Origin of the sequence: Nocardia coffeae (assembly GCF_019890715.1) — a bacterium.
Taxonomy (GTDB): Bacteria; Actinomycetota; Actinomycetes; order Mycobacteriales; family Mycobacteriaceae; genus Nocardia; species Nocardia jiangxiensis.
The window spans coordinates 122,660-144,530 of record NZ_JAINZY010000016.1 but is presented as its reverse complement, the minus strand read 5'-3'; the positions used below and the strand labels follow the sequence as shown (position 1 = coordinate 144,530).

Sequence of the window (21,871 nt, the reverse complement as noted above, 5' to 3'; positions counted from 1 at the left end):
GTACCGCGGCGGGCCATGCCACCGCGGCTCACGACCGATCCGCGCCGTTGTAGCTGATGGCGTTGCTGTACTCGGCGGGCCGCGCCTCGGGGGCGGGCTCGTACCCGAGATTCACATCGTGGGTGCGGTTCGCTCCGTCGATCCACACCCGGCTGCTGACCGCCGGATATCCACGCGCCACCACGGTGTAGTCGCCTGCGGGCAGATCCTCGATGCGGTAGTTGCCCTGGGCATCGGTGAACACCGAGCCCACCACCCGACCGGTCGAATCCAGTACCGACACCTGGGCATCGGCGACCACGTCCGAATCCGTGCGGGCCCGGCCGGTGAGTACCCCGGTCGACGACAGCTCGATGTCGTAGCGCAGCGTGCCCGACTCCGGAATGGTCAGGGTGGTGGCGTGCGGCTGCCGGCCCTCGGCCACCGCGACCAGGGTGTAGGTCCCCGCGGTCGTGCCCTGGCAGGCGTAGGCGCCGTCGCCGCCGGTCACCCCGGCCGTGGCGACCTCGCCGCGCGAATCGGTCAGGGTGATCGTGACCCCGGCCAGCGGATGCCCGTCGCTCGTGGTGACCACGCCCGACAGCTCACCGTTACCGCTCAGGGTCAGTTCCCACGGCCCGCTGCGGTCACCGGTGACGACGGTGACCGCCGCAGGCTGATGCCCGCTCGCCGCCGCGATCAGTACGTACTGCCCGGCAACCGGCGCCGCGATGCGGTAGACGCCGTTGTCGCCACCCGTGGCACGGGCGACCTGCTGTCCGCGTTGATCGATCAGCGTGAGCGCCGCGCCCGCCACCGGACGTCCGTCCTCCCGGTGCACACGAACCGACAGCGGTTGTTCGCCGCCGACGGCCGCGGTGGCGAGCTGATAGGTGCCCGCCCGGTCGACCGGGGCGACTCGTGCAGGCGTGACGACCGCGTTCGGTTCCTCGTCGACCGGCAGCTCTGTGGTCGCGTCGGTCTCGGCGGCGCCGGGTGCGGGCGCTTTGTGCTTGCCCGTGAACAGGGCCGAGGCCACGACGCCGATGAGCAGGATGGCGGCGGGCAGATACATCGACTGGCTCAGCGCGGTGCTGAACGGGTGCAGGATGAACGCCGGGAGCTTCGCCGGGCCCGAACCCTCGGAGAACTGACCGCCGCCGAGGTGCTGGGCGGTCATCCGGTTGGAGACCAGGGCGGCGATCACCGCACTGCCCAGAACCGAGCCGATCTGCCGGGTCGTGTTGTACACACCGGCGCCGGCGCCGGCCAGCTCCATCGGCAGATCGTGCGTCGCGGTCGAGGCCAGCGGCGCCCAGATGCAGGAGTTCGACAGACCGGCGACACCGCCGATCACGATGAACAGCACGATCGAGCTGTCCGGCTTCATCAACGTCGCGAATCCGAAGATCGACGCCGCGAACAGCGCGAAACCGATGGTCGGAATGATCCGCGGCGGCATCCGGTCGGAGATCTTGCCGATGAACGGTGCGGTCAAACCGGTGACGATCGCCATCGGCGCGAAGACCAGCGCCGCCCGCGTCGGCGAATACTCCCGCACCGCTTCGAGATAGAAGTAGGCGGGCACCATCAGGGCGGTGATCGCCGCACCCATCGCCGCGATCGCCACGCTCGACAACGCGAAGTTCCGGTCGCGGAACAGGCTCATCGGCACCAGCGGCTCGCCCTTGTTGAGTGCCTGATTGATCACGAACAGGACCAGTATCACCGCACCGGCGATGATCATCGTCCAGATCCAGGCGTCCCAGTTCCGGGTGTTGCCCTCCTGAATTCCGAAGACCAGCAGGAAGATTCCGATAGCCGAGAGCACGACGCCGACCAGATCGAACTTGTGCTCATGCCGCGGCAGCGACGGCACCAGCCACACCGCCAGCGCGAAGGCCACGATGCCGATCGGGACGTTGATGTAGAAGATCCAGTTCCAGCTCAACTGGTCGACCAGCACGCCGCCCAGGATCGGGCCGACCAGGGTGGCCAGTCCGGCGACGCCGCCCCACAGGCCCATCGCCGCACCGCGCTTGTCCGGCGCGAAGGTGCGGGTGATCACGGCCATGGTCTGCGGCGTCATCAGCGCCGCGCCCAGACCCTGCACCGCGCGCGCCGCGATCAGCATCTCGATGCCGCCGGACAGGCCGCACCACAGCGAGGCGAGGGTGAACACCGTCAAGCCGATCAGGTAGATGTTCTTGGGACCGAAGCGATCGCCGAGTCGCCCGGTCACCAGCAGCGGCACCGCGTAGGTGAGCAGATACGCGCTGGTCACCCAGATGACCTTGGTGATGTCGGTGTTCAGGTCGTGCATGATGGTCGGATTGGCCACCGCGACGATGGTCATATCCAGCAGAATCATGAAGAATCCCACGACCAGCGCGTAGAGCGCCAGCCATGGACTGCGTTGGGTGGTCATGGTTGCGTCCTATCCAGCAGGTGACGATCGCTGCGAACGATCGATGAAACGTCGAGTGAAGTTGGCGCGCCGCGCGGGGCGCGCCTCATTGGTCGGCAGGGATCGCACCGCCCTTCCGCAACTGAGCGAGCACGTCGTCGGTGACGGCTGCGCCCCAGCCGGGACCCAGATCCTTGTCGGTCTCGCAGGTAGCGATCCGCTCGCCCTCGGGAGTGAACTGCTCCCATTCGAGGGTGCCGTCGCGCAGTTCGGCGACGATGCGGCGCAGCCAGGTGATCTCGGCATCGGTCTGCGCGCGGATGTATTCGATCACCATCCAGTACCGGCGCGGTACCCGGTTCGTCGTGACCCATTCGTGGACCGCGTCGAGTTCGGTGAGGTCGTTGTCCAACAGGCCGATGCGTTCGGTGACCAGGTCGATCACCTCCTGTGCGGGCATATTGTGCGCCTCGGACATCGCCAGCGGGAAGATCGGATATTCGCGGATGGGCGTGCGGATGATGTCGGTGATCCGGGCGCGCAGGGCGGCGCTGCCGGATCGGGTGATGCGGTAGGTGGTGCGCTCGGGCCGGTTCCCGGCGCGGTCGGTGCCCTCGGCGTGCACGAGATCCTGCTCGGCCAGCCGGGTGACCGAGTGATACAGCGAACCGGGCCGGACCTTGAGCAGATAGTCCTCGCGGCGTTGCAGCAGTAGTTGATACATCTCGTACGGATGCATCGGCCGCTCTTCCAGCAGCGCGAGCACCGCGATCGCCAGTGGCGTCAGCGTGGCACCCGACTGCTTGGTCATCGTGATCACTCCTCTGTAGCCCCTGAGAAATATTCCACGCCGAATATACGACGCGGAACATGGATGGGACAAGGTAGATGATCACCGTCACAGCAAGAGATCCGGCCCCGTCGGGGTACAGGCCGCGGAGAAACGACCGCGCCGGGCCGGAGCCGCTCGGTGGGAGCGATTCCGGCCCGGCGCAGTGGTCGGGATTGTTCGGTTGAGCCGTAGGGCTTTTACGGCTAGGCCGTCGGCGAGAACGCCTCCGCGACGATCTCGGCCTGCTCGACGGCGTGCACCTTCGACGAACCCGAGGACGGGGCCGACATGGCGCGACGCGAGATGCGGCGCAGCTTGGTGAACCGGTCCGGCAGGATCTCCGGCAGGTTCAGCCCGAAGAACGGCCAGGCGCCCTGGTTGGCCGGCTCCTCCTGCACCCACGCGATATCGGTCGCGTTCGGGTAGGTCGAGAGCTTGTCGTTGAGCCGGTAGGACGGGATCGGGTACAGCTGCTCGATACGCACGATGGCGACGTCCTCGCGGCCCTTCTTGCCCTTCTCCGCGACCAGCTCGTGGTAGAGCTTGCCACTGGTCAGCAGGATGCGCTTGACCTTGGCGCGGTCGCCGTCGCCGCTCTCGTAGGTGGGCTCCTCGAGCACCGAGCGGAACTTGTTGTCCGTGAAGTCCTCGATGTTGGAGACCACGGCCTTGTTGCGCAGCATCGACTTCGGGGTGAAGACGATCAGCGGGCGGCGGATGCCGTCCAGCGCGTGGCGGCGCAGCAGGTGGAAGTAGTTCGACGGGGTGGAGGGCACCGCCACCGTCATCGAACCCTCGGCGCACAGCTGCAGGAACCGCTCGATGCGGCCGGAGGTGTGGTCCGGACCCTGACCCTCGTGACCGTGCGGCAGCAGCAGCACGACCTCCGAGAGCTGGCCCCACTTGGCCTCACCGGAGGAGATGAACTCGTCGATGATCGACTGCGCGCCGTTGACGAAGTCGCCGAACTGCGCCTCCCACAGCACCAGCGCGTCCGGGTTGCCCAGCGAGTAGCCGTATTCGAAGCCGACCGCGGCGTACTCCGACAGTGCGGAGTCGTGCACCGCGAACCAGCCCGGGTTCGCACTGCCGATGTTGTGCAGCGGGGTGTACTCCGCGCCGGACTTGCGGTCGATGACCACCGAATGGCGCTGGGTGAACGTGCCGCGGCGGGAGTCCTGACCGGTCAGGCGCACCGCGCGGCCCTCGTCGATCAGCGTGCCGAAGGCCAGCAACTCGGCGAACGCCCAGTCGACCTTGCCCTCGTAGGACATCTCGCGACGACGCTCCAGCACCGGCTTGACGCGCGGGTGCACGTTGAAGCCCTCGGGCACGTTGAGGAACGCGTCACCGATGCGCTGCAGCACGGTCTTGTCGACCGCCGTGACGACGGTGCCGGGAACCTGCTCCTCCTCGACCGATTCGCTCGGCTCCGGCGGATACTTCTCCAGTTCGCGCACCTCGTTGAAGACCCGCTCGAGCTGGCCCTGGAAGTCGCGTAGGGCGTCCTCGGCCTCCTTCATCGAGATGTCACCACGGCCGATCAGCGCTTCGGTGTAGGACTTGCGGACGCTGCGCTTGGTGTCGATGACGTCGTACATGTACGGCTGGGTCATCGACGGGTCGTCGCCCTCGTTGTGGCCGCGACGGCGGTAGCAGATCAGGTCGATGACCACGTCCTTGTGGAACTTCTCACGGAAGTCGGTGGCCAGTCGGGAGACCCAGGTGCAGGCCTCGGGATCGTCGCCGTTGACGTGGAAGATCGGCGCGCCGATCGACTTGGCGATATCGGTGGAGTACTCGGTCGAGCGGCTGTTCTCCGGCGCGGTGGTGAAACCGATCTGGTTGTTCACCACGATGTGCACCGTGCCGCCGACGCGGTAACCGCGCAGGCCGGACATGTTCAGCGTCTCCGCGACCACGCCCTGACCGGCGAAGGCGGCGTCACCATGCAGCATCAGCGGCACGACCGAGAAGGTGCGCGCCTCCTCGCCCTTGGTGACCAGGTCCTCCTTGGTGAGCAGGTCCTGCTTCGCGCGAACCAGACCCTCGAGCACCGGGTCGACGGCCTCGAGGTGCGACGGGTTGGCCGTCAGCGAGACCTCGATGTCGTTGTCGCCGAACATCTGGATGTAGGTGCCGTGCGCGCCGAGGTGGTACTTCACATCGCCCGAGCCATGGGTGGCGGCCGGGTTCATGTTGCCCTCGAACTCGGTGAAGATCTGCGAGTACGGCTTGCCGACGATGTTGGCCAGCACGTTCAACCGGCCGCGGTGCGGCATACCGATGACGACCTCGTCCAGGCCGTGCTCGGCGCACTGGTCGATGACCGCGTCCATCATCGGGATGGTGGACTCGGCGCCCTCGAGCGAGAACCGCTTCTGGCCCACGTACTTGGTCTGCAGGAAGGTCTCGAACGCCTCGGCCGCGTTCAACCGGGACAGGATGTACTTCTGCTGAGCGACGGTCGGCTTCTCGTGCTTCTGCTCGACCCGCTGCTGAATCCATTGCAGCTGTTCGGTTTCCAGGATGTGGGTGTACTCCACACCGACGTGGCGGCAGTACGCGTCGCGTAGCACCGAGAGCACGTCGCGTAGCTTCATCCGGTCCTGGCCGTGGAAGCCCGCGACGTTGAATTCGCGGTCCAGATCCCACAGGGTCAGCCCGTGCTGGGTGACATCGAGGTCGGAGTGGCTGCGGAACTTGTCCTTGACCAGCCGCAGCGGGTCGGTGTCGGCCATCAGATGACCGCGGTTGCGGTAGGCGGCGATGAGCTCCTGCACACGCACGCTCTTGTCGACGCCGCGCTCTTTGATGTCCTTGCGCCAGCGGACCGGCTCGTACGGCACACCCATGCCGTGGAAGATCTCGTCGAAGAACTCGTCGGAGATCAGCAGGTTGTGCACGGTGCGCAGGAAGTCGCCGGACTCCGCGCCCTGGATGATGCGGTGATCGTAGGTCGAGGTCAGGGTCATCAGCTTGCCGATGCCCATCTCGGCGAGCTGCTGATCGCTCATGCCCTGGAACTCGGCCGGGTACTCCATCGCGCCGGCACCGATGATCGCGCCCTGCCCCGGCATCAGCCGCGGCACCGAGTGCACGGTGCCGATGGTGCCCGGGTTGGTCAGCGAGATGGTGACGCCGGTGAAGTCGTCGGTGGTGAGCTTGCCGTCGCGGGCGCGGCGCACGATGTCCTCGTACGCGTTGTGGAACTGCGCGAAGTTCATCGTCTCGCAGTTCTTGATGGCTGCCACGACGAGGGTGCGCGAGCCGTTCTTGCCCGGAAGGTCGATGGCCAGGCCGAGGTTGGTGTGCGCCGGGGTGACCGAATTGGGCTTCCCGTCGACCTCGGCGAAGTGCCGGTTCATGTTCGGGAAGGCCTTGACGCCCTGCACGATCGCATAACCCAGCAGGTGGGTGAAGGAGATCTTGCCACCGCGGGTGCGGGCCAGGTGGTTGTTGATCACCAGGCGGTTGTCGACCATCAGCTTGGCCGGGATGGCGCGCACGCTGGTCGCGGTCGGGATGGTCAGCGAGGCCGACATGTTCTTGACGATCGCGGCGGCGGGACCGCGCAGCACCTGCGACGCGTCGGCTGCCTCGGCGGATTTGGGCGCGCCCGAGGTGGCGGCGGCGTTGGAGGCCGGGGCCGGGGTGGTCTGCGGGGTGCGCGCCTGCGGCGGGGCCGCCGCGGCGGAGGTTGCGACGGCGACCTTCGGGGCGACCGGGTTCGGCGCGGCGGCAGGGGTGGCGGCCGGGGCGGGTGCTACCTCGGGGGCCGGGTTCGCCGCGGGAGCGGGCGCGGGGGCTGCGGCTGTGGTCGCGGTGGCGGCGGCAGTCGGGGCCGTGGCGTTGCTGGCACCGTTGTCGGACGGACCCTCCGGCGTGTAGTCGGCGAGGAACTCGTGCCAGCTCTCATCGACCGACGACGGATCTTGCTTGTACTTCTGGTACATCTCGTCGACGAGCCACTGGTTCTGTCCGAACTGGGATGTTGAGCTGCTCACAGCAGGTGTTCGCCTCATTTCGTTCTTCGCGCTGCGACGTTTGTGACGTGCTGGCACGGGTTTCGGCTATGCGCGCCGATGCGCCCTTTCTGAGGATAGGCCCAGCCCTGAACCGGCGCTTCACGGCGGTCCCCGCGGGTCGCTGCCTGATTACACAAGCTGCCTCCTTCGGGTCCGTCCCGATCTCCGCACCCCGCTGGCGCGAATCCACGCTGCCAGGAAATCTGCCGGACGTACCGACCTCATAAATGACGACTCGTCCTAGGTCGAGAATATTCCCTCATCTGCCCCTGCCGCTTCCCATAGTCGGCTGTAGATGCCGTTCGCCGCGACGAGCTCGGCGTGGGTGCCGATCTCCGCGATCCGCCCGGCGGCCACGACGGCGATCCGATCGGCTCGCGCCGCGGTGGCGAGCCGATGCGCGACGATGACCGCGGTGCGTCCCGCGGTCATCGCGGCGCTGGCGGCCAGCACCTTCTCCTCGCTGACCGGGTCCAGTACGGCGGTCGCCTCGTCCAGCAGCAGCAGATCCGGATCGACCAGTTCGGCGCGGGCCAGCGCGATGAGCTGGCGCTGTCCGGCGGACAGGCCGCGCCCGCCCTCACCGACCGGCTGCCGCATGCCGCGCGGCATGGACGCGATCATGTCCAGTGCGCCGACGGTTTCCGCGGCCCGCTCGATCTGCGCGGTGGTCGCGGACGGTCTGCCGAAGCCGATATTGGCGGCGATATCGCCGGTGAACAGGTGTGCCTCCTGCGGGACAACGCCCAGGCGGGCGCGGAAATCCGCCAGGCGGTAGTCGCGCACGTCCGCGCCGTCGACCAGGATCGCCCCGGTGGGGGCGGCGCCGCCGTCGTGGGCCGGTTCCGGGTGCGTGGTCTGCTCGGGCGGCAGGTCGTAGAGGCGGGCGAGGAGTTTGACGATGGTCGACTTGCCCGCGCCGGTCTCGCCGACCAGCGCCAGGCTCGAACCGGCCGGGATGTGCAGGCGCAGCCCGTCCAGGGCGGGGGAGGCCGCGCCCGGATATCGGAAGTGCACCGTGTCGAATGCCACATCGGCGGCGCGGCCCGCGCCTGCCGGGGCCGGCTCGGCGGGGTCGGGCGAGATGGATGACGGTGTGCGCAAGAGTGTTTCGATGCGGCCGAGCCCGACGCGGGCCTGCTGGTACCCGTCGAACACCTGCGACAGCTGCACGATCGGGTTGATCAGCAGGCTCAGATACAGCACGAAGGCGACCAGCGTGCCGGGGGTGCTCACCCCGTGCGCGATATCGCGGGCGCCGACGTACACCACCGCGGCCTGGGCCAGATCGGCCCAGGCGACGATGAAGCCGAAATACACCGCGATCGCCTTCTGCGCCCGCATCCGGGCGGTGCGGTACGCGTCGGAGTAGCCGGTGAAGCGCAGTGCCGCATGCGGTTCGGACCGGTACGCCTGGGTGGTGCGCAGTCCGGCGATGTTCTCCTGGAAGTCCGCGTTCACCGTGGCCACGCGCTCGCGGGAGGCCGAATACGCCGAGGCGGAGATCTTGCGGAACACCAGCGTCGCGACGGCCAGCGGTGGCAGCGCCGCGAAGACCACCAGCGCGAGCCCGGCATCGCAGATCACCAGCGCCACCATGACCCCGGCGACGGTGGCGATGCCGATCAGCGCGGTACTCAGGCCGGTTTGCAGGAAGGTCGACATCGCATCGATGTCGGTGGTCATCCTGGTCATGATCCGGCCGGACAGCTCGCGCTCGTAGAAGTCGAGCCCGAGCCGCTGCAGATGCGCGTAGCTGCGAATGCGCAGTCCGTAGAGGATCCGTTCGCCGCCGCGGGCGGACAGCATCGTGCCCACCGACTCGTCCAGCCAGCTCAGTAGGGCCAGCACCAGCGCGCCCAGTGCCGCGGCCACCAGCGCCGCACCGCTGTGCGCGGCCACGCCGTGGTCCAGGGCGTAGCGGGTCAGCATCGGGAAGGCCACGCCGATGGCCCCGTCCAGGGCCAGCAGAACCACCACGGCGACGAGTAGCCAGCGCACCGGCCGCAGCAGACGCAGCAGCCGGAAGTTCGGATCGGGACGCTCGTGCTCGCTCGGATCGATACGGGGTGGTTCGTTCGCCGAGGGCAGCTGTGCGAGCGTGGCACGCAACTCCGGGGGCACGTCGACATCGGGCACTTCGATCTGCCGCGACCGGCTTGCTGCGGAATCCGCGACCGTAGAGCCTTGTTGCGAATTATTTGCCACGGATCCGGCAGGCGCTGAAATCGGCTGACTCGCTGCGGATCCGGTGAGCGCCGGAAGTTGTTGTGGCGCGGCAGGATCGATGTGCTGATCTGCGGTGGCCGTCGGGAGCGCGGCGACCGGGTCACCGGCGGAGGAGTTCGCGATCGGGTGGGTATTGCTGCCGGAATTCGTTGTGGCAGTGGCAGTCTCGACCGGATCGGGCCAGAGGTCCGTGACCTCGTGGCGGGGCGGCGCAGGTAGGCGGATGACGCGGTCGGCGTGGGCGAGGGTGGATTCGCGGTGGGCCAGGATGACGGTGGTGCGGCCGGTGTCGTCGGCGAGGCCGTCGAAGATCGCGGCCTCGGTGACGGCGTCGACGGCGGAGGTCGCGTCGTCGAGGATCAGGATGCGCGGGTCGGCCAGCAGGGCGCGGGCCAGGGCCAGGCGTTGACGCTGGCCGCCGGACAGAGTCAGGCCGCGCTCGCCGACGACGGTGTCGTAGCCCGCGGGCAGGGCCGTGATGAACTCGTGCGCCGCGGCGCGTTCGGCGGCGCGGCGGATCTCCTCGGTGGTCGCGCCGGGACGGCCGAGGGCGATATTGGCCGCGACGGTGTCGGAGTACAGGAACGGCTCGTCGAAGACGACGCCGATCGCCGCGCGCAGATCAGCGGCCCGCAACCGTTCGACATCGGTGCCACCGTTCGTGCCGTGCAGGACGATCTGCCCCGCATCGGGGTGGTAGAAGCGCGGCAGCAGCATGGCCAGGGTGGATTTACCCGAACCGGCCGGCCCGATGATCGCGACGGTCTCACCGGGACGCACGGTCAGGTCGAAATCGTGCAGCACCGGACGGTCGGCGTCGAATCCGAAAGTGAGGGAGTCGATCTGGATGCCCAGCGGTCCCTCGGGCAGCGGCTGCGGCTCGGGTTCGTCGACGGTGTCGGGTGCGTCGTCGATCACGGCGAACACTCGCTCCGCGGCCGCGCGGGTGAGCTGCGCCATCACGATGACGCTCGCCACCACACGGGTGCTGCCCGCGAGCATCGTGACGTAGGCGGCGAAGGCCAGGAAGGTGCCGACGCCGATCGTGCCGTGCAGGGCGAGCATGCCGCCGAGCGCGATCACCGCGACCATGCCGATCTGCGGGATCGCCGCCACGGTGGGCGCGAAGCGGGAGTCGATACGCGCGGCGCGCATCCGTTCGCCGAACAGCCGGCGCGCATGCCCCTCGAGCACGCCCACCATGCGGGCCTCCTGGCCGAACCCCTTGACCACCCGCACGCCGGTGACCGTCTCCTCGACGTGCTGCGCCAGATCGGCCGCGCGCTGCTGGGCCGACCAGGTGGCCGCGTGCAGGCGCGGGCGGGTTCTATACACCACCAGCATGAGCGCGGGCACGGTCAACAGTGAGACCAGCGCCAACGGCGGAGACAGCACGATCATCACGATCGCGGCCAGCACCGCGAGCAACAACTGCATCGCCGACATCGGCGCCATCGCCAGGAACCCCTGCACCAGCTGCAGATCCGAGATCGATCGGGACACCACCTGCCCGGTGCTCAGCCCGTCCTGCCCGCGCCCGTCGTATCGGTGCAGTGCCGTCAGCAGTGATACCCGCACCTCGTGCTGTACGTCCAGGGCCAGCCGACCGGCCAGCCACCGCCGCCCGGTCGCGGTGCCGAACCGCACGATCGCCAACGCCACCAGAGCCCCCGTGACGCCGGTGATGGCCCGCATATCGCCGACCCGGGCGCTGTCCAACGCCTGCTTCGCCGCCACCGGAACCGCCGCTTCGGCCACCGCGCCCAACACCAACGTGAGAACTACCGCGAGCAGCAACCGGGGCCGTGCCCAGCATGCCGCCCACAGTCGGCGTAACCACCCGATCTCGCGGTTCCGTGCCACACCCGCCCCCATTTCTACCGAGCTCCTCATCGGCCTCCGACAGTACCGACCGGAACCGACAACCCCTCCCGCCCGCAAATCCTTCCCTGGTGATGCATATGTGCAGCCCTATCGGCCGACCGAGCGCTGGAACGAGGGGGCCGGGCGAGCCCGGGACGGCCGGAGGCGGATCCCCGGGCAGTGGTGCGGTCTACAGGTCGCGCTCGCGAAGTTTCCACCAGGTCAGCGCGCCGACGGCGGCGGTCCAGATGATCAGGACGACGGCGGACACGGCGCCGGGAGCCAGGAACGGGCTGTGCGAGAAGGAACCGACGGCGGCCACACCGATGGTGGCCGAATCGGGCAGCAGGACCGCGATCCCGGCGATGCCGATACCCCGGACGATCAACCACAGCAGCGGTTCGGCGACCAGGCACCAGCCGATCATGGCGGTCACGGCCAGGCCCGTGGAGCGCAGCAGCAGACCCAGACTCGCGCCGGCCACGCCCCAGCAGACGGCCGCGAGCAGACCACCGAGCAGCACACCCGTAAGCCGCAGGCCGAACTGGACCTCCGAATGCCCCAGTATCGCCAAGCCGATGCCCGCGCCGATCTCCGCGGCCAGTCCGAGTGCCAGCGAATACAACGCTGCCACACCGAGTTTCGCGCCGAATCGCACATCGCGATCCGGGACGAACAGCGCTGTCAACGACATGCTCTCGTAACGGTATTCCGCACCGGTGGCCGATGCGCCGCTCACCGCCGCGGCCACGACCGCCACCAGTACGGCCAGATACAGCCCGACAGTGGCGGTTCCGGTGGCGATCTGCCCGCCGTCCTGCGGTCCGCTGCCGGTTCCCGCGCTCACCAGGCCGGTGACCAGGCCGATCGCCGCGCAGAACGCCGGCAGCAGCCACCCCGGACGTTCTGTGGTCACCCGCCGGATCTCCGAGTACGCGGCGCGGCGCACGGGGAGCGGAATCTGCGACAGGGTGGGCAGCTTCGGCAGCCTGGGCATGGTCAGATTCATTGCGGCATCCCGTACGGTGTCGTCGCGGTCCTGGTCAGAGCGGTCAGAACCCGGTCCGGATGCACGGGCTCGGGGATCATCTCGGTCAGGCGTACCCGCGCGCGACCGGCGGCGGCCTCGATCTCGGCGCGACCGGCCTCGGCGATCGCGAGCCGCCCGTCCGAGCGCATGACCGTATCGGTGAAGCCCTCCGCGGCCAGCATCGTGGCCAGCGCGATCGGACTCGAGGCGGCGACCACGAGGCGGTCGGGGTGGCTGCGGCGCAGCGAGCGCGGACTGCCCTGATACACCACCGAACCGGCGCTGAGTACCACCAGATTGTCCGCGACCGGCAGCACCGCCGACAGACTCTGCGAGGTCAGCAGCACGGTGCCACCGCGGCGCGCGTGCCGGTGCAGGCGGTCGAACAGCCAGGCTCGTTCGGGGCCGTCGAGTCCGGTCAGCGGATCGTCGAGGATCAGCAGCGGCGGATCGCCCAGCAGCGCGATCGCCAACGCCAGCCGCGTGGTCATATTCGGCGGCAGCGTCCGCACTCTGTTCCTGGCGACCGCATCCAGGCGGGTCAGGGCGAGAATCCCGTCCGCTTCGGCATCGGAGACACCCGCGGCCGCGGCATAGACGAGCAACTGCCCGCGCACCGTCCGCCCCGGCTGCAGCCCGTGCGGCTGCAACATCGCGCCGATGGGCCGGTTCCCGCGCACACCCGAGCCCGGTCCGCCGACCGACGCGGTTCCGGACGAGGGTTTCAACTGTCCCAGCAGGATCTGCACGAGCAGCGACTTCCCGGCTCCGGGCGGTCCGACCAGGGCGGCGGTCGTCCCGGCCGGCACCGAGAAATTCACCTCGCGCAGGACCGTGACGCCGTCGAACTTCATGGTCAGTCCGCTGACGCCGAGGGCAAGCGGTCGTGCCGCGTTCATCGTTCGCTCCTGCGGGCCGGGGTCGTCGGGCGGTGCGGGACGGTCACCGCGGCTCCTCCCGCAGCTTGTCCAGGGCAGGCAGGGGATCCGCGTCGATCACCACCGGAGTGTGCCAGACCAGCGGGGCCGGGCCGTATGCCCGGTGTGCGTTGGCGATGGTCTGTTTACCCAGCGTCCGATTGCCGAATCCGCCGATGGCCGCGCCGATTCCGGCGGGAAGTACCTTGCCGAACATCAACGGGCTGCGCTTGGCCAGGAAGCGCAGGATGAACCGTCGCATGAGCGTGTCGTTGAGGCTGCGGATCCCCGGAATCCGCTCGGTCAGCAGGCTGGCCCAGTTCTGTGCCGAGCGGCCGACGTTCTTCTCCACGATCTCCATCCCGCTCTCGCCGAGCACGACCGCCAGCACCAGCGCGCGGCGGCGTTCGGCGTCCTCGGGCGCGATGCCGTGCACGGCCGCGACCGCGAGGGTGTAGACCGCGGAGGCTTCCAGGAAGAACGTGGTTTCCGCGCTGACGGCCGCGAGCGCGGCGAGGGTGCCGACCGCGGGTACCGCGGCGGTCGCGCCGACGGCGGTGCCGCTGCCGGTGACGGTGGTGAGATACAGCGTCTCGATCCGCCCGATGATCTGTGCCGGGGATTCCTCGGGATGTGTGCGCCGGAAACGGTCCACGTACTTGGCGACCGCGGGCGCCTGCAACTGCGCGCCGTTGTCGAGTACGGCCCGGATCGCCTTCTCCACCCCGGCCTTGAATATCGGCATGTCACCCCTCTCGTCCGCGCCGAGTCTAGTGCGGCCGACCGCGATGCAGCGGTTCCGGCGAATCCGGTTCGCCCGCACGATGCCGGTCGGCCGGCGGTCACCGAAAATTGTCGGTGGTCCGGCCTACCGTGGAGGCGTGAGCGAGCTCACCGGTGAGTTCCCTGCTCCGCATCGATTCGGCTGCGGTGTGGGTGCCCGCGGTCGGAGGTCCTCACCGCACGGACACGGAACTGTTCAGGGGGTGGACGCGTGACTGCGATATCGGTGGCGGACCGGGCCGGGTTCCGGCGGGACGCGAGCGTGAGCGAGCTGGTGGACGAGTTCTCGGCGCGGCTGCGAGCCGAGGGCGCCGCGTTCGCGTCCGATGGCGGCGTTTCCGAAGGGGCTCGGGCCGCACCGGATCCGCGATTGCGGCCCTATCTGGGGGATTACGTCGGCTATCGGCTGCGTGGTTTCGCGCCGGGCGTGCACATCGGGATGCCGTCCACCGCGCTGACGGTGATCGTGACGATCGATGAGCCGATCGAGCTGCCCGTCAGCTGTCATCCCGCCCAGTGCGGCGGCCGGTGGGATGCGCTGGCCAGCGGGCTCACCGTGCGACCGTGCCTGATCGGGCATCACGGATATCAGCACGGAGTGCAGCTCGCGTTGACGCCGCTGGGCGCGCGGGTGTTGTTCGGTGTGCCGACCGCCGATCTGGGATCGTGGGTGGTCGACCTGACCGACGTGCTGGGTCCTCGGGCCGCGGAGTTGCGCGAGCGGATGGCGGCCACCGCCGACTGGTCCCGCCGGTTCGCGATCCTGGACCAGATCCTGCTCGAGCTGATGTGTGAGGCCACGATCGAACCGGAGCTGCGGCGGGCCTGGCAGTTGCTGACCGGCTCGGCCGGGCGCGCCCGCGTGGGTGCGGTGGCCGAGGAGATCGGTTGGAGCAGAAGGTATCTGGGTGCCAGATTCGCCGCGGAGTTCGGGATCACTCCCAAGGATGCCGCGCGGCTGGCGCGCTTCGAGTCCTCGCACCGGCTGCTGCGCACGGTGGCCACCGAAGCCGCGAGCGCTACCGCCGCCCAGCCGCGCGCGGGCACGACCCTCGCCGAAGTGGCCGCCGCGACCGGTTACTACGACCAGGCGCACATGGCACGGGAATGGCGGGAACTGGCCGGACTGCCGCCCTCGCGATGGCTGGCGTGCGAGGTGTTCCCATTCGTCCAAGACCCGGTACCCGACCTGTTGGAAGGCTGATGGCATGACAGAAACAACCAGTGAAATCAGCGCCCGCGTCGCGACCCCGGTGTGGCCGTGCCTCACCTACCGAGACGCCCCCGCGGCGATCGAGTTCCTCTGCCGTGCATTCGGTTTCGTCGAACGTGCCCGCTACGGCGAGGGTGATGTCGTCCAGCACGCGGAGCTCGGCGGGCCCGGTGGCGGCGGCATCATGCTCGGCTCGGTCCGTGAGGACTCGGTGCACAGCGAACTGCCCACCGCCAGCGGGTCGGTGTACGTCGTCGTCGACAACCCCGACGAGCTGTTCACCCGGGCGGAGCGAGCCGGAGCGATCATCATGCGCGGGCTGCGCGACGAGGATTACGGTTCCCGGGGGTTCACCTGCCGTGATCCCGAGGGCGTGATCTGGAGCTTCGGCACCTACGCCGGAGCGCCGGGCGGAGAGTGATCATTCGGCGCGGTGGACCAGGCCGTCCGCATCGATGTCGACCTGATTGCCGGTGTGGAACCAGCTTCCGGTGAAACGGGATTCGGTGGTCTGGGGGTCGTTCCAGTAGCGCGGGGTGACGTTCGGCCCGCGGCACAGCAGCTCGCCGTGACCGGATTCGGCGCGCGGACCCCACAGAGCCAGTTCCGTTCCGCCGAACGGCAGCCCGAGCAGGTCGTGGCGGTGTGGTTCGCCACTGTCGGCCACTGCGAGTCCGATCCCGCTGGTCTCGGTCGCACCCCAGACCGACCATTGCCGTGCCAGCGGGAACACCTCGCGCAGTGCGGCGGCGACGACCTCGCAGGTGCCGGGATCGGTTGCGGCCAGTTCGGCGCGATGTCCGGCGCTGCAGACCTGCCGCACGGCCTCGGCGTGCAGTCCGGCCAGATCGGGCAGGAGTCCGGCGAAGATGCGCGGTGTCGCGCAGACCGCGTCGATGCGTTCGGCCACAATGGTTTCCGCGATCAACGCCGGGTCCGGCGACAGTACGACGGTGCCGCCGACCGCGAAGGTCGGCAGCATCTGATCCACACACCCGCTGGCGTGGGCCAGGGGCATCAGGACCAGATTGCGAAGCCCGTCGGTGGGCAGGTCGAGTGCGCCTACCATCGAGCGAACCGCCGAGAGCAGATTCTCGTTGGTCAGCTCCACCCCTTTGGGATCGCCGTGTGCGGGCGAACCGTCCGGGCAGACCCCGCCGCTGGTGTAGCACAGCAGGGCCAGCTCACTCAGGGACGCGCCGTCGTCGATGAAGGCCGCACCGTCGGGCAGATCCGCGTAGTGCGCCTCGGCCCCGCCACCGTCCAGGACGAAATCCGCGGAACTGTCCGAGAGCAGTTGGGCAGCAAGCGCATCGGGCAGCGGATCGGGTACCAGCACCGGCACCGCGCCGGACAACAGTGCACCCAGGAAGGCTTGTACCCAGCGCGCTCCCACGGGCATGCGCACCGCGACCCGGTCGCCGTAGCCGATGCCGTGCTCCTGCAATCCGCCCGCGATCCTCGACGCGCTGTGCCACAGCTGCCGGTAGGTCAGGCGTATCTCGTGCCCGCCCGCACCGCCGATCTCCACCACGGCCTCGCGGTTGCAGAACGCGTGTACCTGGACGTCGAGTAGTTCGGTGAGGGCCGGATTGAGGTTCCCGTATCGCAGAACGCCGTCGGCGCCGCGGGCAAGAGGGTTGGTACACCACGGATTTCGTGTCTGTGGATATTCGACGAGCTGTGGCATGCGTCCCTCCGAGTGCCTCGTATCCGGCAGCCACCTGTGACTATATGACTCAGCTCACAATCGTGGGTTGATTGTCGGCAAACGTGTCTCCGACGTCATCGTCCGGAGAATTTCGCCTTGCCCGGACCGACGTCCAGGAAGCTGCGCACCGCACCGCGCAGATCCTCGGTCGCGAACAGTTCGCCCGAGACCCGCGGCGTCACCGAATCCGCGTGCGCCACACCGCCGGACCGCCACGCCTCGATGATCTGCTTGGTTGCCGCGTGTGCACGGGTCGGGCCGTCGGCCAGCCGGGCGGCCAGGGCGCGAGCTGCGGTGTCCACGTCCTCGTGCAGGGCGTTGACCACACCCCAGTCGGCCATGGTGGCCGCGTCGTACAGATCGCCGGTCATGACGAATTCGCGGGCGCGGCCCGAACCGGCGCGTTCGGCCAGCCGCTGGGGCCCGCCCATGGACGGCGTCAGCCCGACGACCGTCTCCACCAGCCCGAATTTCGCCTTCGGCGCGGCGAGGATGATGTCGCAGGCCAGAGCGATTTCGAAGGCGGCGGTGAGGGTCAGCCCGTGCGCGGCGAACAGCACGGGGCACGGCAGCGCCTCGATCGGATGGATGATGCGGCCGAACAGGTTCTCCCACAGTTCGGCGCCCTGTTCGATCGACAGCCCCTCGAAGACGTGCACGTCCACGCCCCCGGAGACGACCTTGCCCTCCGCGCGCAGCAGCACGGCGCGCGGTGGCGCGGCGGTCAGTTCGGCCACATTCGCGGCCAGCGAGTCCAACAGGGCCTGGTCGAACAAATTCAGCGGCGGATGGTCGATGGTGATGGTCGCCAGCTGTGCCCCGGCGGCCGTTTCGGTGCGGTCCAGGCGGGTGGGTTCGGGGAGCTCACTCATGGGCCGAATCTAGCCATCCGAGGCCGCGAAGGGGAGAGGGGCCCGGTGCGATCTGCCAGACTCGGGGTATGAGCGGCACTTCCGAGACGGCCGGTTATATCGAGCCCGGCGGATACGAGCGGGACACCAACTACATCACCACCCGCATCACGGCCGACGGCCGCGACGGGTATCCGGTCGAGCCGGGCCGTTATCGGCTGGTCGCGGCGCGGGCATGCCCGTGGGCGAATCGGACGTTGATCGTGCGACGACTGCTGGGCCTCGAGGATGTGCTCTCGCTGGGGTTGTGCGGTCCCACGCACGACCAGCGCAGCTGGACCTTCGATCTGGATCCGGGCGGTGTCGACCCGGTGCTGGGCGTGCACTTCCTGCGCGATGCGTATCTGGCGCGTTTCCCGGACTATCCCCGCGGTATCACGGTGCCCGCGGTGGTGGATGTGCCGACCGGGCAGGTCGCCACCAACGACTACGCGCAGATCACCCTCGACTTCTCCACCGAGTGGGCGCGGTATCACCGGCCGGGTGCGCCGCAGCTGTATCCCGAAGCACTGCGCGCCGAGATCGACGAGGTGAACCGGCGCGTCTACACCGAGGTCAACAACGGCGTCTACCGGTGCGGGTTCGCCGGTGACCAGGACTCTTACAATGCGGCCTACGACCGGCTGTTCACCGCGCTCGATTGGCTTTCCGAACGGCTGTCCGACCGGCGCTATCTGGTCGGCGAGGCCATCACCGAGGCGGATGTGCGGTTGTTCACCACACTGGCTCGCTTCGATGCGGTCTACCACGGGCATTTCAAATGCAATCGGACCAAGCTGACCGAGATGCCGGTGTTGTGGGCCTACGCCCGCGATCTGTTCCAGACCCCGGGTTTCGGCGACACCACCGACTTCACTCAGATCAAACAGCACTACTACATGGTTCACACCGACATCAATCCCACTGGGATCGTGCCCAAGGGCCCCGCGCTGTCCGGCTGGCTCACCCCGCACGGCCGCGAGAGCCTGCCCGGCACCCCGTTCGGCGACGGCACCCCACCGCCCCCGCCGCGACCCGCCGAGCAGGTTCCGGACCAGTTCGCGATCTGAGCCGATCGCCGGCTCACTCGAGCAGTCGCTCGCTCAGCCGGGTGCGCACGTCCTCGGTGAGGCCGATGGCGGTGAAGTAGCCGTTCAGGTCGGTGTGCAGGTCGTGCATCGAATCCGTGCCGGCGGCGAGGTATTCCGGTCGGACGCCCAGCACCTCGGGCGGAAGGCGAAGGCGGCCACCGGAATTGTGGTGCACATCGGCAGCCAGGGCCTCGGCCGCATGATTGCTGAGCAGGAAGTCGGCCAGGATGTCGGCTTCGGCCACACCGATCGCGCGCAGCAGGGTGGCGATCGCCCAGCCGGTGCGATCCTTGCCCGCTGCGCAGTGCACCAGCACCGCGCCGTCACCGCGCAGGATCGATTCGGCGATGGCCAGCAGGGCCAGATGCGCCTCGGACATGCCGGGGAACGATCGGTAGACCTCGAGCATCTCGGCGAGTCCGTCGCGCTCCGCGGCCGCCTCGTGCGGCGGCTGTCCGCCGATGGCCGAGTCGAACGGGGTCAGCCGCAGGCGCACGCCCTCGGGCAGGACATCGGCGCCCAGATGGTCGATCTCCTGTGGTCCGCGCAGGTCGTGGACGGTGCGGACACCGAGTTCACGCAATGTTTCCCGGCCCTGCGCGTCGACCCGGCACAGATGTGCCGAGCGCAACAGCACCCCGCTGCGTAGTTTGCGTCCGCGCGCCGTGTGAAGTCGACCCACGTCGCGGTAGTTGAAGGTACCGGAGATCAGGAAGTGGTCTGGACGCGCGGTATTCATCTGTCAAGGCTACGGTCGGGCCGGTTGCCCCTGGGTGTCGTTCATTGATCGAACCGGCGAATCTCCGGGGGCATGTGGGATCCGCCACAGAGATTCGGAGCCGAATCCGTGGTTCACTGGAACTTCGGCCCGATCACCGACTCGTCTCATTTTCCGGCGGGATGATGGGACTGATGTCCATTGGATCGCAGCCTGGTTCCAAGGGGGTAACAAAACATTCCGTCAGTCCGTAAAACCGCGCTGAACTCGGTCGCCACCCCTGGAAACCTTCTATATTGAGGAAGGTTGAACGGGTCGACCGGGCACGGGTCCGGTCCGATCAGCGAGGATCCGTAACCCGTTGAGCGGCCCGCGCAGGCGAGGCGCGTGTGTTCAATTTGCCCAAGGGAGTCTTCGTTGAGCGCTAGTGGAGAGATGATCGAGCTCCGGCCCAGGCCGGCGCTCGCCGATGCGGTGGAACGGGCGTGTGCCGAGCTCGACTTTTCCGGTACGCGTGCGCTGCGGGTGCTGTTGCATGCCGGGGTGAGTGCGTTGTGGCCCGCGATCACGGCCGCGCCGGAACGTCAGGTGCGCATCTACGAGGCCACCATCGCGGCATTGCGACGCCGGTGGGACGGGCAGGGCGAATGTGCGGTCGACCAGTCGGCGGTCGCCTTGTTCCAGAATCAGGAAGCCGAGGTCACGGCGTTTCTGCGGCTGTGCGCGGAGCGGTCCGGGACCGAGTGGATCGAGCCGGTGGAGGCGATCGCGGCCTACGCCGTCGCGGTGGTGCAGGGCACGGTGCTGCGCTGGCTCGCCGACTGTGACGACGAGACGACCGTGGTAGTGCTCGACGATCTGGTGTCGAGTCTGTCCACCAAGGCCGTGGACAAGTAGTCACTGCCGCGAGGGGTCCGGATGTGCGCTGCCACTTAACTGGACGTATGTCCAGTTTCATGGTTCAGTGGAGTATGTGACAGACGTGTCCATCGCCGGGCTGCATGCGGCCACCGCCGACCTCGATCCGCCTCTGGCCGCGCTGGATCAGGCCGCATTACAAGCGAACGCCGCGGATCTGGTCCGCCGCGCGGCGGGTGTGCCGATCCGCGTGGCCAGTAAATCGGTGCGTTGCCGCGCGATCCTGGAGGAAGTGCTCGGCTCCGGCCTGACCGCGTCCGGCGGATTCTCCGGAATCATGGGTTATTCACTGCCCGAGGCGATCTGGCTGGTCCGGCAGGGCGCCCGGGACGTTCTCCTGGGATATCCGAGCGTCCATCGCGCCGCGCTCGCCGAACTCGGCGAGGACGATCTGCTGCGCGAATCGGTCACGCTCATGGTCGACGACACCGCACAGCTCGAGCTGATCAAAACCGCCGTCGGCACCGACCGGGTGCGTCCGCGCATCTGCCTGGACGTGGACGCCTCGCTGCGGATCGGCCCGCTGCATCTCGGTGTGCGCCGCTCGCCGATCCGCACCCCGGACCAGGCCGCGCGCCTGGCTCGTGCGGCACTCGATCGCGGCTTCGAGGTCGTCGGGGTGATGACGTACGAGGCGCAGATCGCGGGCCTGCCCGATACGAATCCCGCTGTGCGCCTGGTGAAACAGCTCTCGGCCGCGGAGATCGCCACCCGCCGCGCCAAGGTGCTGGACGCGGTCCGGTCCGTGGTGGGTGATCTGCAGATCGTGAACAGCGGCGGCAGCGGTTCGATCGAGGTGAGCGTCTCCTCACCCGGCGTCACCGAGGTGACCTCCGGTTCCGGACTGTACGTGCCGACGCTGTTCGACGGATACCGCAGCTTCACTCCGCGTCCGGCCCTGTACTTCGCCGAGCCGGTGCTGCGCCGCCCCGCGCGCGATATCGCCACGGTCTTCTCCGGCGGCTACATCGCCTCCGGTCCGGCCGGTAAGTTCCGCGTGCCGAAGCCCGTGTGGCCCAGCGGATTACGCCTCATCGGCACCGAAGGTGCGGGTGAGGTCCAGACCCCGCTCGCCGGAGCCGGTGAGCTGGCGATCGGCGACCGCGTCTGGTTCCGTCACGCCAAGGCTGGCGAACTGTGCGAACGTTTCGACACCCTGCAGATCGTCGCCGCCGACGGCACTCGCACTACCGTCCCCACCTACCGAGGCGAGGGACAGAACTTCGGCTGAGGGCTACGGCCGAAATCGGTTGCCCCGGCGG

The 21,871-nt window shown here is 68.5% G+C and carries 15 protein-coding genes; 5 read left to right on the top strand and 10 right to left on the bottom strand.

What is annotated here, in order from left to right; translation table 11 throughout:
- Positions 1 to 28: 28 nt before the first annotated feature.
- The 7 genes from K7711_RS49450 to K7711_RS39290 form a co-directional block, all read right to left on the bottom strand.
- A complete protein-coding gene (locus K7711_RS49450; RefSeq protein WP_222976586.1) occupies positions 29 to 2,407 on the bottom strand; it encodes a DHA2 family efflux MFS transporter permease subunit in 2,379 nt (792 codons plus the stop codon).
- An 85-nt stretch (positions 2,408 to 2,492) separates the two neighbouring features.
- Positions 2,493 to 3,197 carry a PadR family transcriptional regulator gene (locus K7711_RS39315; RefSeq protein ID WP_222976584.1) on the bottom strand — a complete coding sequence of 235 codons (705 nt, stop codon included), beginning with the start codon at positions 3,195 to 3,197 and terminating at the stop codon, positions 2,493 to 2,495.
- A gap of 224 nt (positions 3,198 to 3,421) precedes the next feature.
- Positions 3,422 to 7,243, bottom strand: coding sequence for a multifunctional oxoglutarate decarboxylase/oxoglutarate dehydrogenase thiamine pyrophosphate-binding subunit/dihydrolipoyllysine-residue succinyltransferase subunit (locus tag K7711_RS39310; RefSeq protein ID WP_222976582.1), 3,822 nt, complete (start codon positions 7,241 to 7,243; stop codon positions 3,422 to 3,424).
- A gap of 243 nt (positions 7,244 to 7,486) precedes the next feature.
- Positions 7,487 to 11,350, bottom strand: a complete 3,864-nt coding sequence (locus K7711_RS39305; RefSeq protein ID WP_372460239.1) for an ABC transporter ATP-binding protein — start codon at positions 11,348 to 11,350, stop codon at positions 7,487 to 7,489.
- 178 nt (positions 11,351 to 11,528) lie between these two features.
- Positions 11,529 to 12,347, bottom strand: a complete 819-nt coding sequence (locus K7711_RS39300) for an ABC transporter permease (RefSeq protein WP_235748470.1) — start codon at positions 12,345 to 12,347, stop codon at positions 11,529 to 11,531.
- Positions 12,344 to 13,267, bottom strand: a complete 924-nt coding sequence (locus K7711_RS39295) for an ABC transporter ATP-binding protein (protein ID WP_222976578.1) — start codon at positions 13,265 to 13,267, stop codon at positions 12,344 to 12,346. Before K7711_RS39295 ends, K7711_RS39300 begins: the two co-directional genes overlap by 4 nt.
- Positions 13,268 to 13,310: 43 nt before the next feature.
- Positions 13,311 to 14,030, bottom strand: coding sequence for a hypothetical protein (locus K7711_RS39290; RefSeq protein ID WP_222976576.1), 720 nt, complete (start codon positions 14,028 to 14,030; stop codon positions 13,311 to 13,313).
- Positions 14,031 to 14,363: 333 nt separating this feature from the next.
- Between K7711_RS39290 and K7711_RS39285 the strand changes: the two genes are divergently transcribed.
- Both K7711_RS39285 and K7711_RS39280 read left to right on the top strand, forming a co-directional pair.
- Positions 14,364 to 15,272 carry a helix-turn-helix domain-containing protein gene (locus K7711_RS39285; RefSeq protein WP_222976748.1) on the top strand — a complete coding sequence of 303 codons (909 nt, stop codon included), beginning with the start codon at positions 14,364 to 14,366 and terminating at the stop codon, positions 15,270 to 15,272.
- Between the two features lie 4 nt (positions 15,273 to 15,276).
- Positions 15,277 to 15,702: a VOC family protein gene (locus K7711_RS39280; RefSeq protein ID WP_222976574.1), complete on the top strand. Its 426-nt coding sequence runs from the start codon at positions 15,277 to 15,279 to the stop codon at positions 15,700 to 15,702.
- Here the strand turns inward: K7711_RS39280 and K7711_RS39275 are convergent, their stop codons facing one another.
- On the bottom strand, positions 15,703 to 16,971 hold the full coding sequence (locus K7711_RS39275; RefSeq protein WP_222976572.1) for a class I adenylate-forming enzyme family protein: 1,269 nt from the start codon (positions 16,969 to 16,971) through the stop codon (positions 15,703 to 15,705).
- A 95-nt stretch (positions 16,972 to 17,066) separates the two neighbouring features.
- The gene (locus K7711_RS39270; protein ID WP_222976570.1) at positions 17,067 to 17,864 is read right to left on the bottom strand and encodes an enoyl-CoA hydratase/isomerase family protein; all 798 of its coding nucleotides are present in this window, start codon (positions 17,862 to 17,864) and stop codon (positions 17,067 to 17,069) included.
- Positions 17,865 to 17,932: 68 nt separating this feature from the next.
- Between K7711_RS39270 and K7711_RS39265 the strand changes: the two genes are divergently transcribed.
- Positions 17,933 to 18,952, top strand: coding sequence for a glutathione S-transferase family protein (locus K7711_RS39265; protein WP_222976568.1), 1,020 nt, complete (start codon positions 17,933 to 17,935; stop codon positions 18,950 to 18,952).
- A 13-nt stretch (positions 18,953 to 18,965) separates the two neighbouring features.
- Here K7711_RS39265 and K7711_RS39260 read toward each other — a convergent pair whose 3' ends face one another.
- Positions 18,966 to 19,712, bottom strand: coding sequence for a tyrosine-protein phosphatase (locus K7711_RS39260; RefSeq protein WP_222976566.1), 747 nt, complete (start codon positions 19,710 to 19,712; stop codon positions 18,966 to 18,968).
- A gap of 396 nt (positions 19,713 to 20,108) precedes the next feature.
- On the opposite strand from K7711_RS39260, the gene K7711_RS39255 reads away from it, so the two are divergent.
- Both K7711_RS39255 and K7711_RS39250 read left to right on the top strand, forming a co-directional pair.
- Positions 20,109 to 20,588: a TetR family transcriptional regulator gene (locus K7711_RS39255; protein WP_235748469.1), complete on the top strand. Its 480-nt coding sequence runs from the start codon at positions 20,109 to 20,111 to the stop codon at positions 20,586 to 20,588.
- 76 nt (positions 20,589 to 20,664) lie between these two features.
- Entirely contained in the window at positions 20,665 to 21,840 is a 1,176-nt protein-coding gene (locus K7711_RS39250; protein ID WP_372460233.1) for an alanine racemase, read from the top strand.
- Positions 21,841 to 21,871 lie beyond the last annotated feature (31 nt).

Excerpts from the sequence above, each read along its gene's own strand:
- K7711_RS39290 (WP_222976576.1), bottom strand. The coding sequence starts at position 14,030 with ATGCCGATATTCAAGGCCGGGGTGGAGAAGGCGATCCGGGCCGTACTC.
- K7711_RS39305 (WP_372460239.1), bottom strand. The coding sequence starts at position 11,350 with ATGGGGGCGGGTGTGGCACGGAACCGCGAGATCGGGTGGTTACGCCGA.
- K7711_RS39260 (WP_222976566.1), bottom strand. The coding sequence starts at position 19,712 with ATGAATACCGCGCGTCCAGACCACTTCCTGATCTCCGGTACCTTCAAC.
- K7711_RS39275 (WP_222976572.1), bottom strand. The coding sequence starts at position 16,971 with ATGCCACAGCTCGTCGAATATCCACAGACACGAAATCCGTGGTGTACC.
- K7711_RS39295 (WP_222976578.1), bottom strand. The coding sequence starts at position 13,267 with ATGAACGCGGCACGACCGCTTGCCCTCGGCGTCAGCGGACTGACCATG.
- K7711_RS39300 (WP_235748470.1), bottom strand. The coding sequence starts at position 12,347 with ATGAATCTGACCATGCCCAGGCTGCCGAAGCTGCCCACCCTGTCGCAG.
- K7711_RS39310 (WP_222976582.1), bottom strand. The coding sequence starts at position 7,243 with ATGAGGCGAACACCTGCTGTGAGCAGCTCAACATCCCAGTTCGGACAG.
- K7711_RS39315 (WP_222976584.1), bottom strand. The coding sequence starts at position 3,197 with ATGACCAAGCAGTCGGGTGCCACGCTGACGCCACTGGCGATCGCGGTG.
- K7711_RS39265 (WP_222976568.1), top strand. The coding sequence starts at position 17,933 with ATGAGCGGCACTTCCGAGACGGCCGGTTATATCGAGCCCGGCGGATAC.
- K7711_RS39280 (WP_222976574.1), top strand. The coding sequence starts at position 15,277 with ATGACAGAAACAACCAGTGAAATCAGCGCCCGCGTCGCGACCCCGGTG.
- K7711_RS49450 (WP_222976586.1), bottom strand. The coding sequence starts at position 2,407 with ATGACCACCCAACGCAGTCCATGGCTGGCGCTCTACGCGCTGGTCGTG.
- K7711_RS39270 (WP_222976570.1), bottom strand. The coding sequence starts at position 17,864 with ATGAGTGAGCTCCCCGAACCCACCCGCCTGGACCGCACCGAAACGGCC.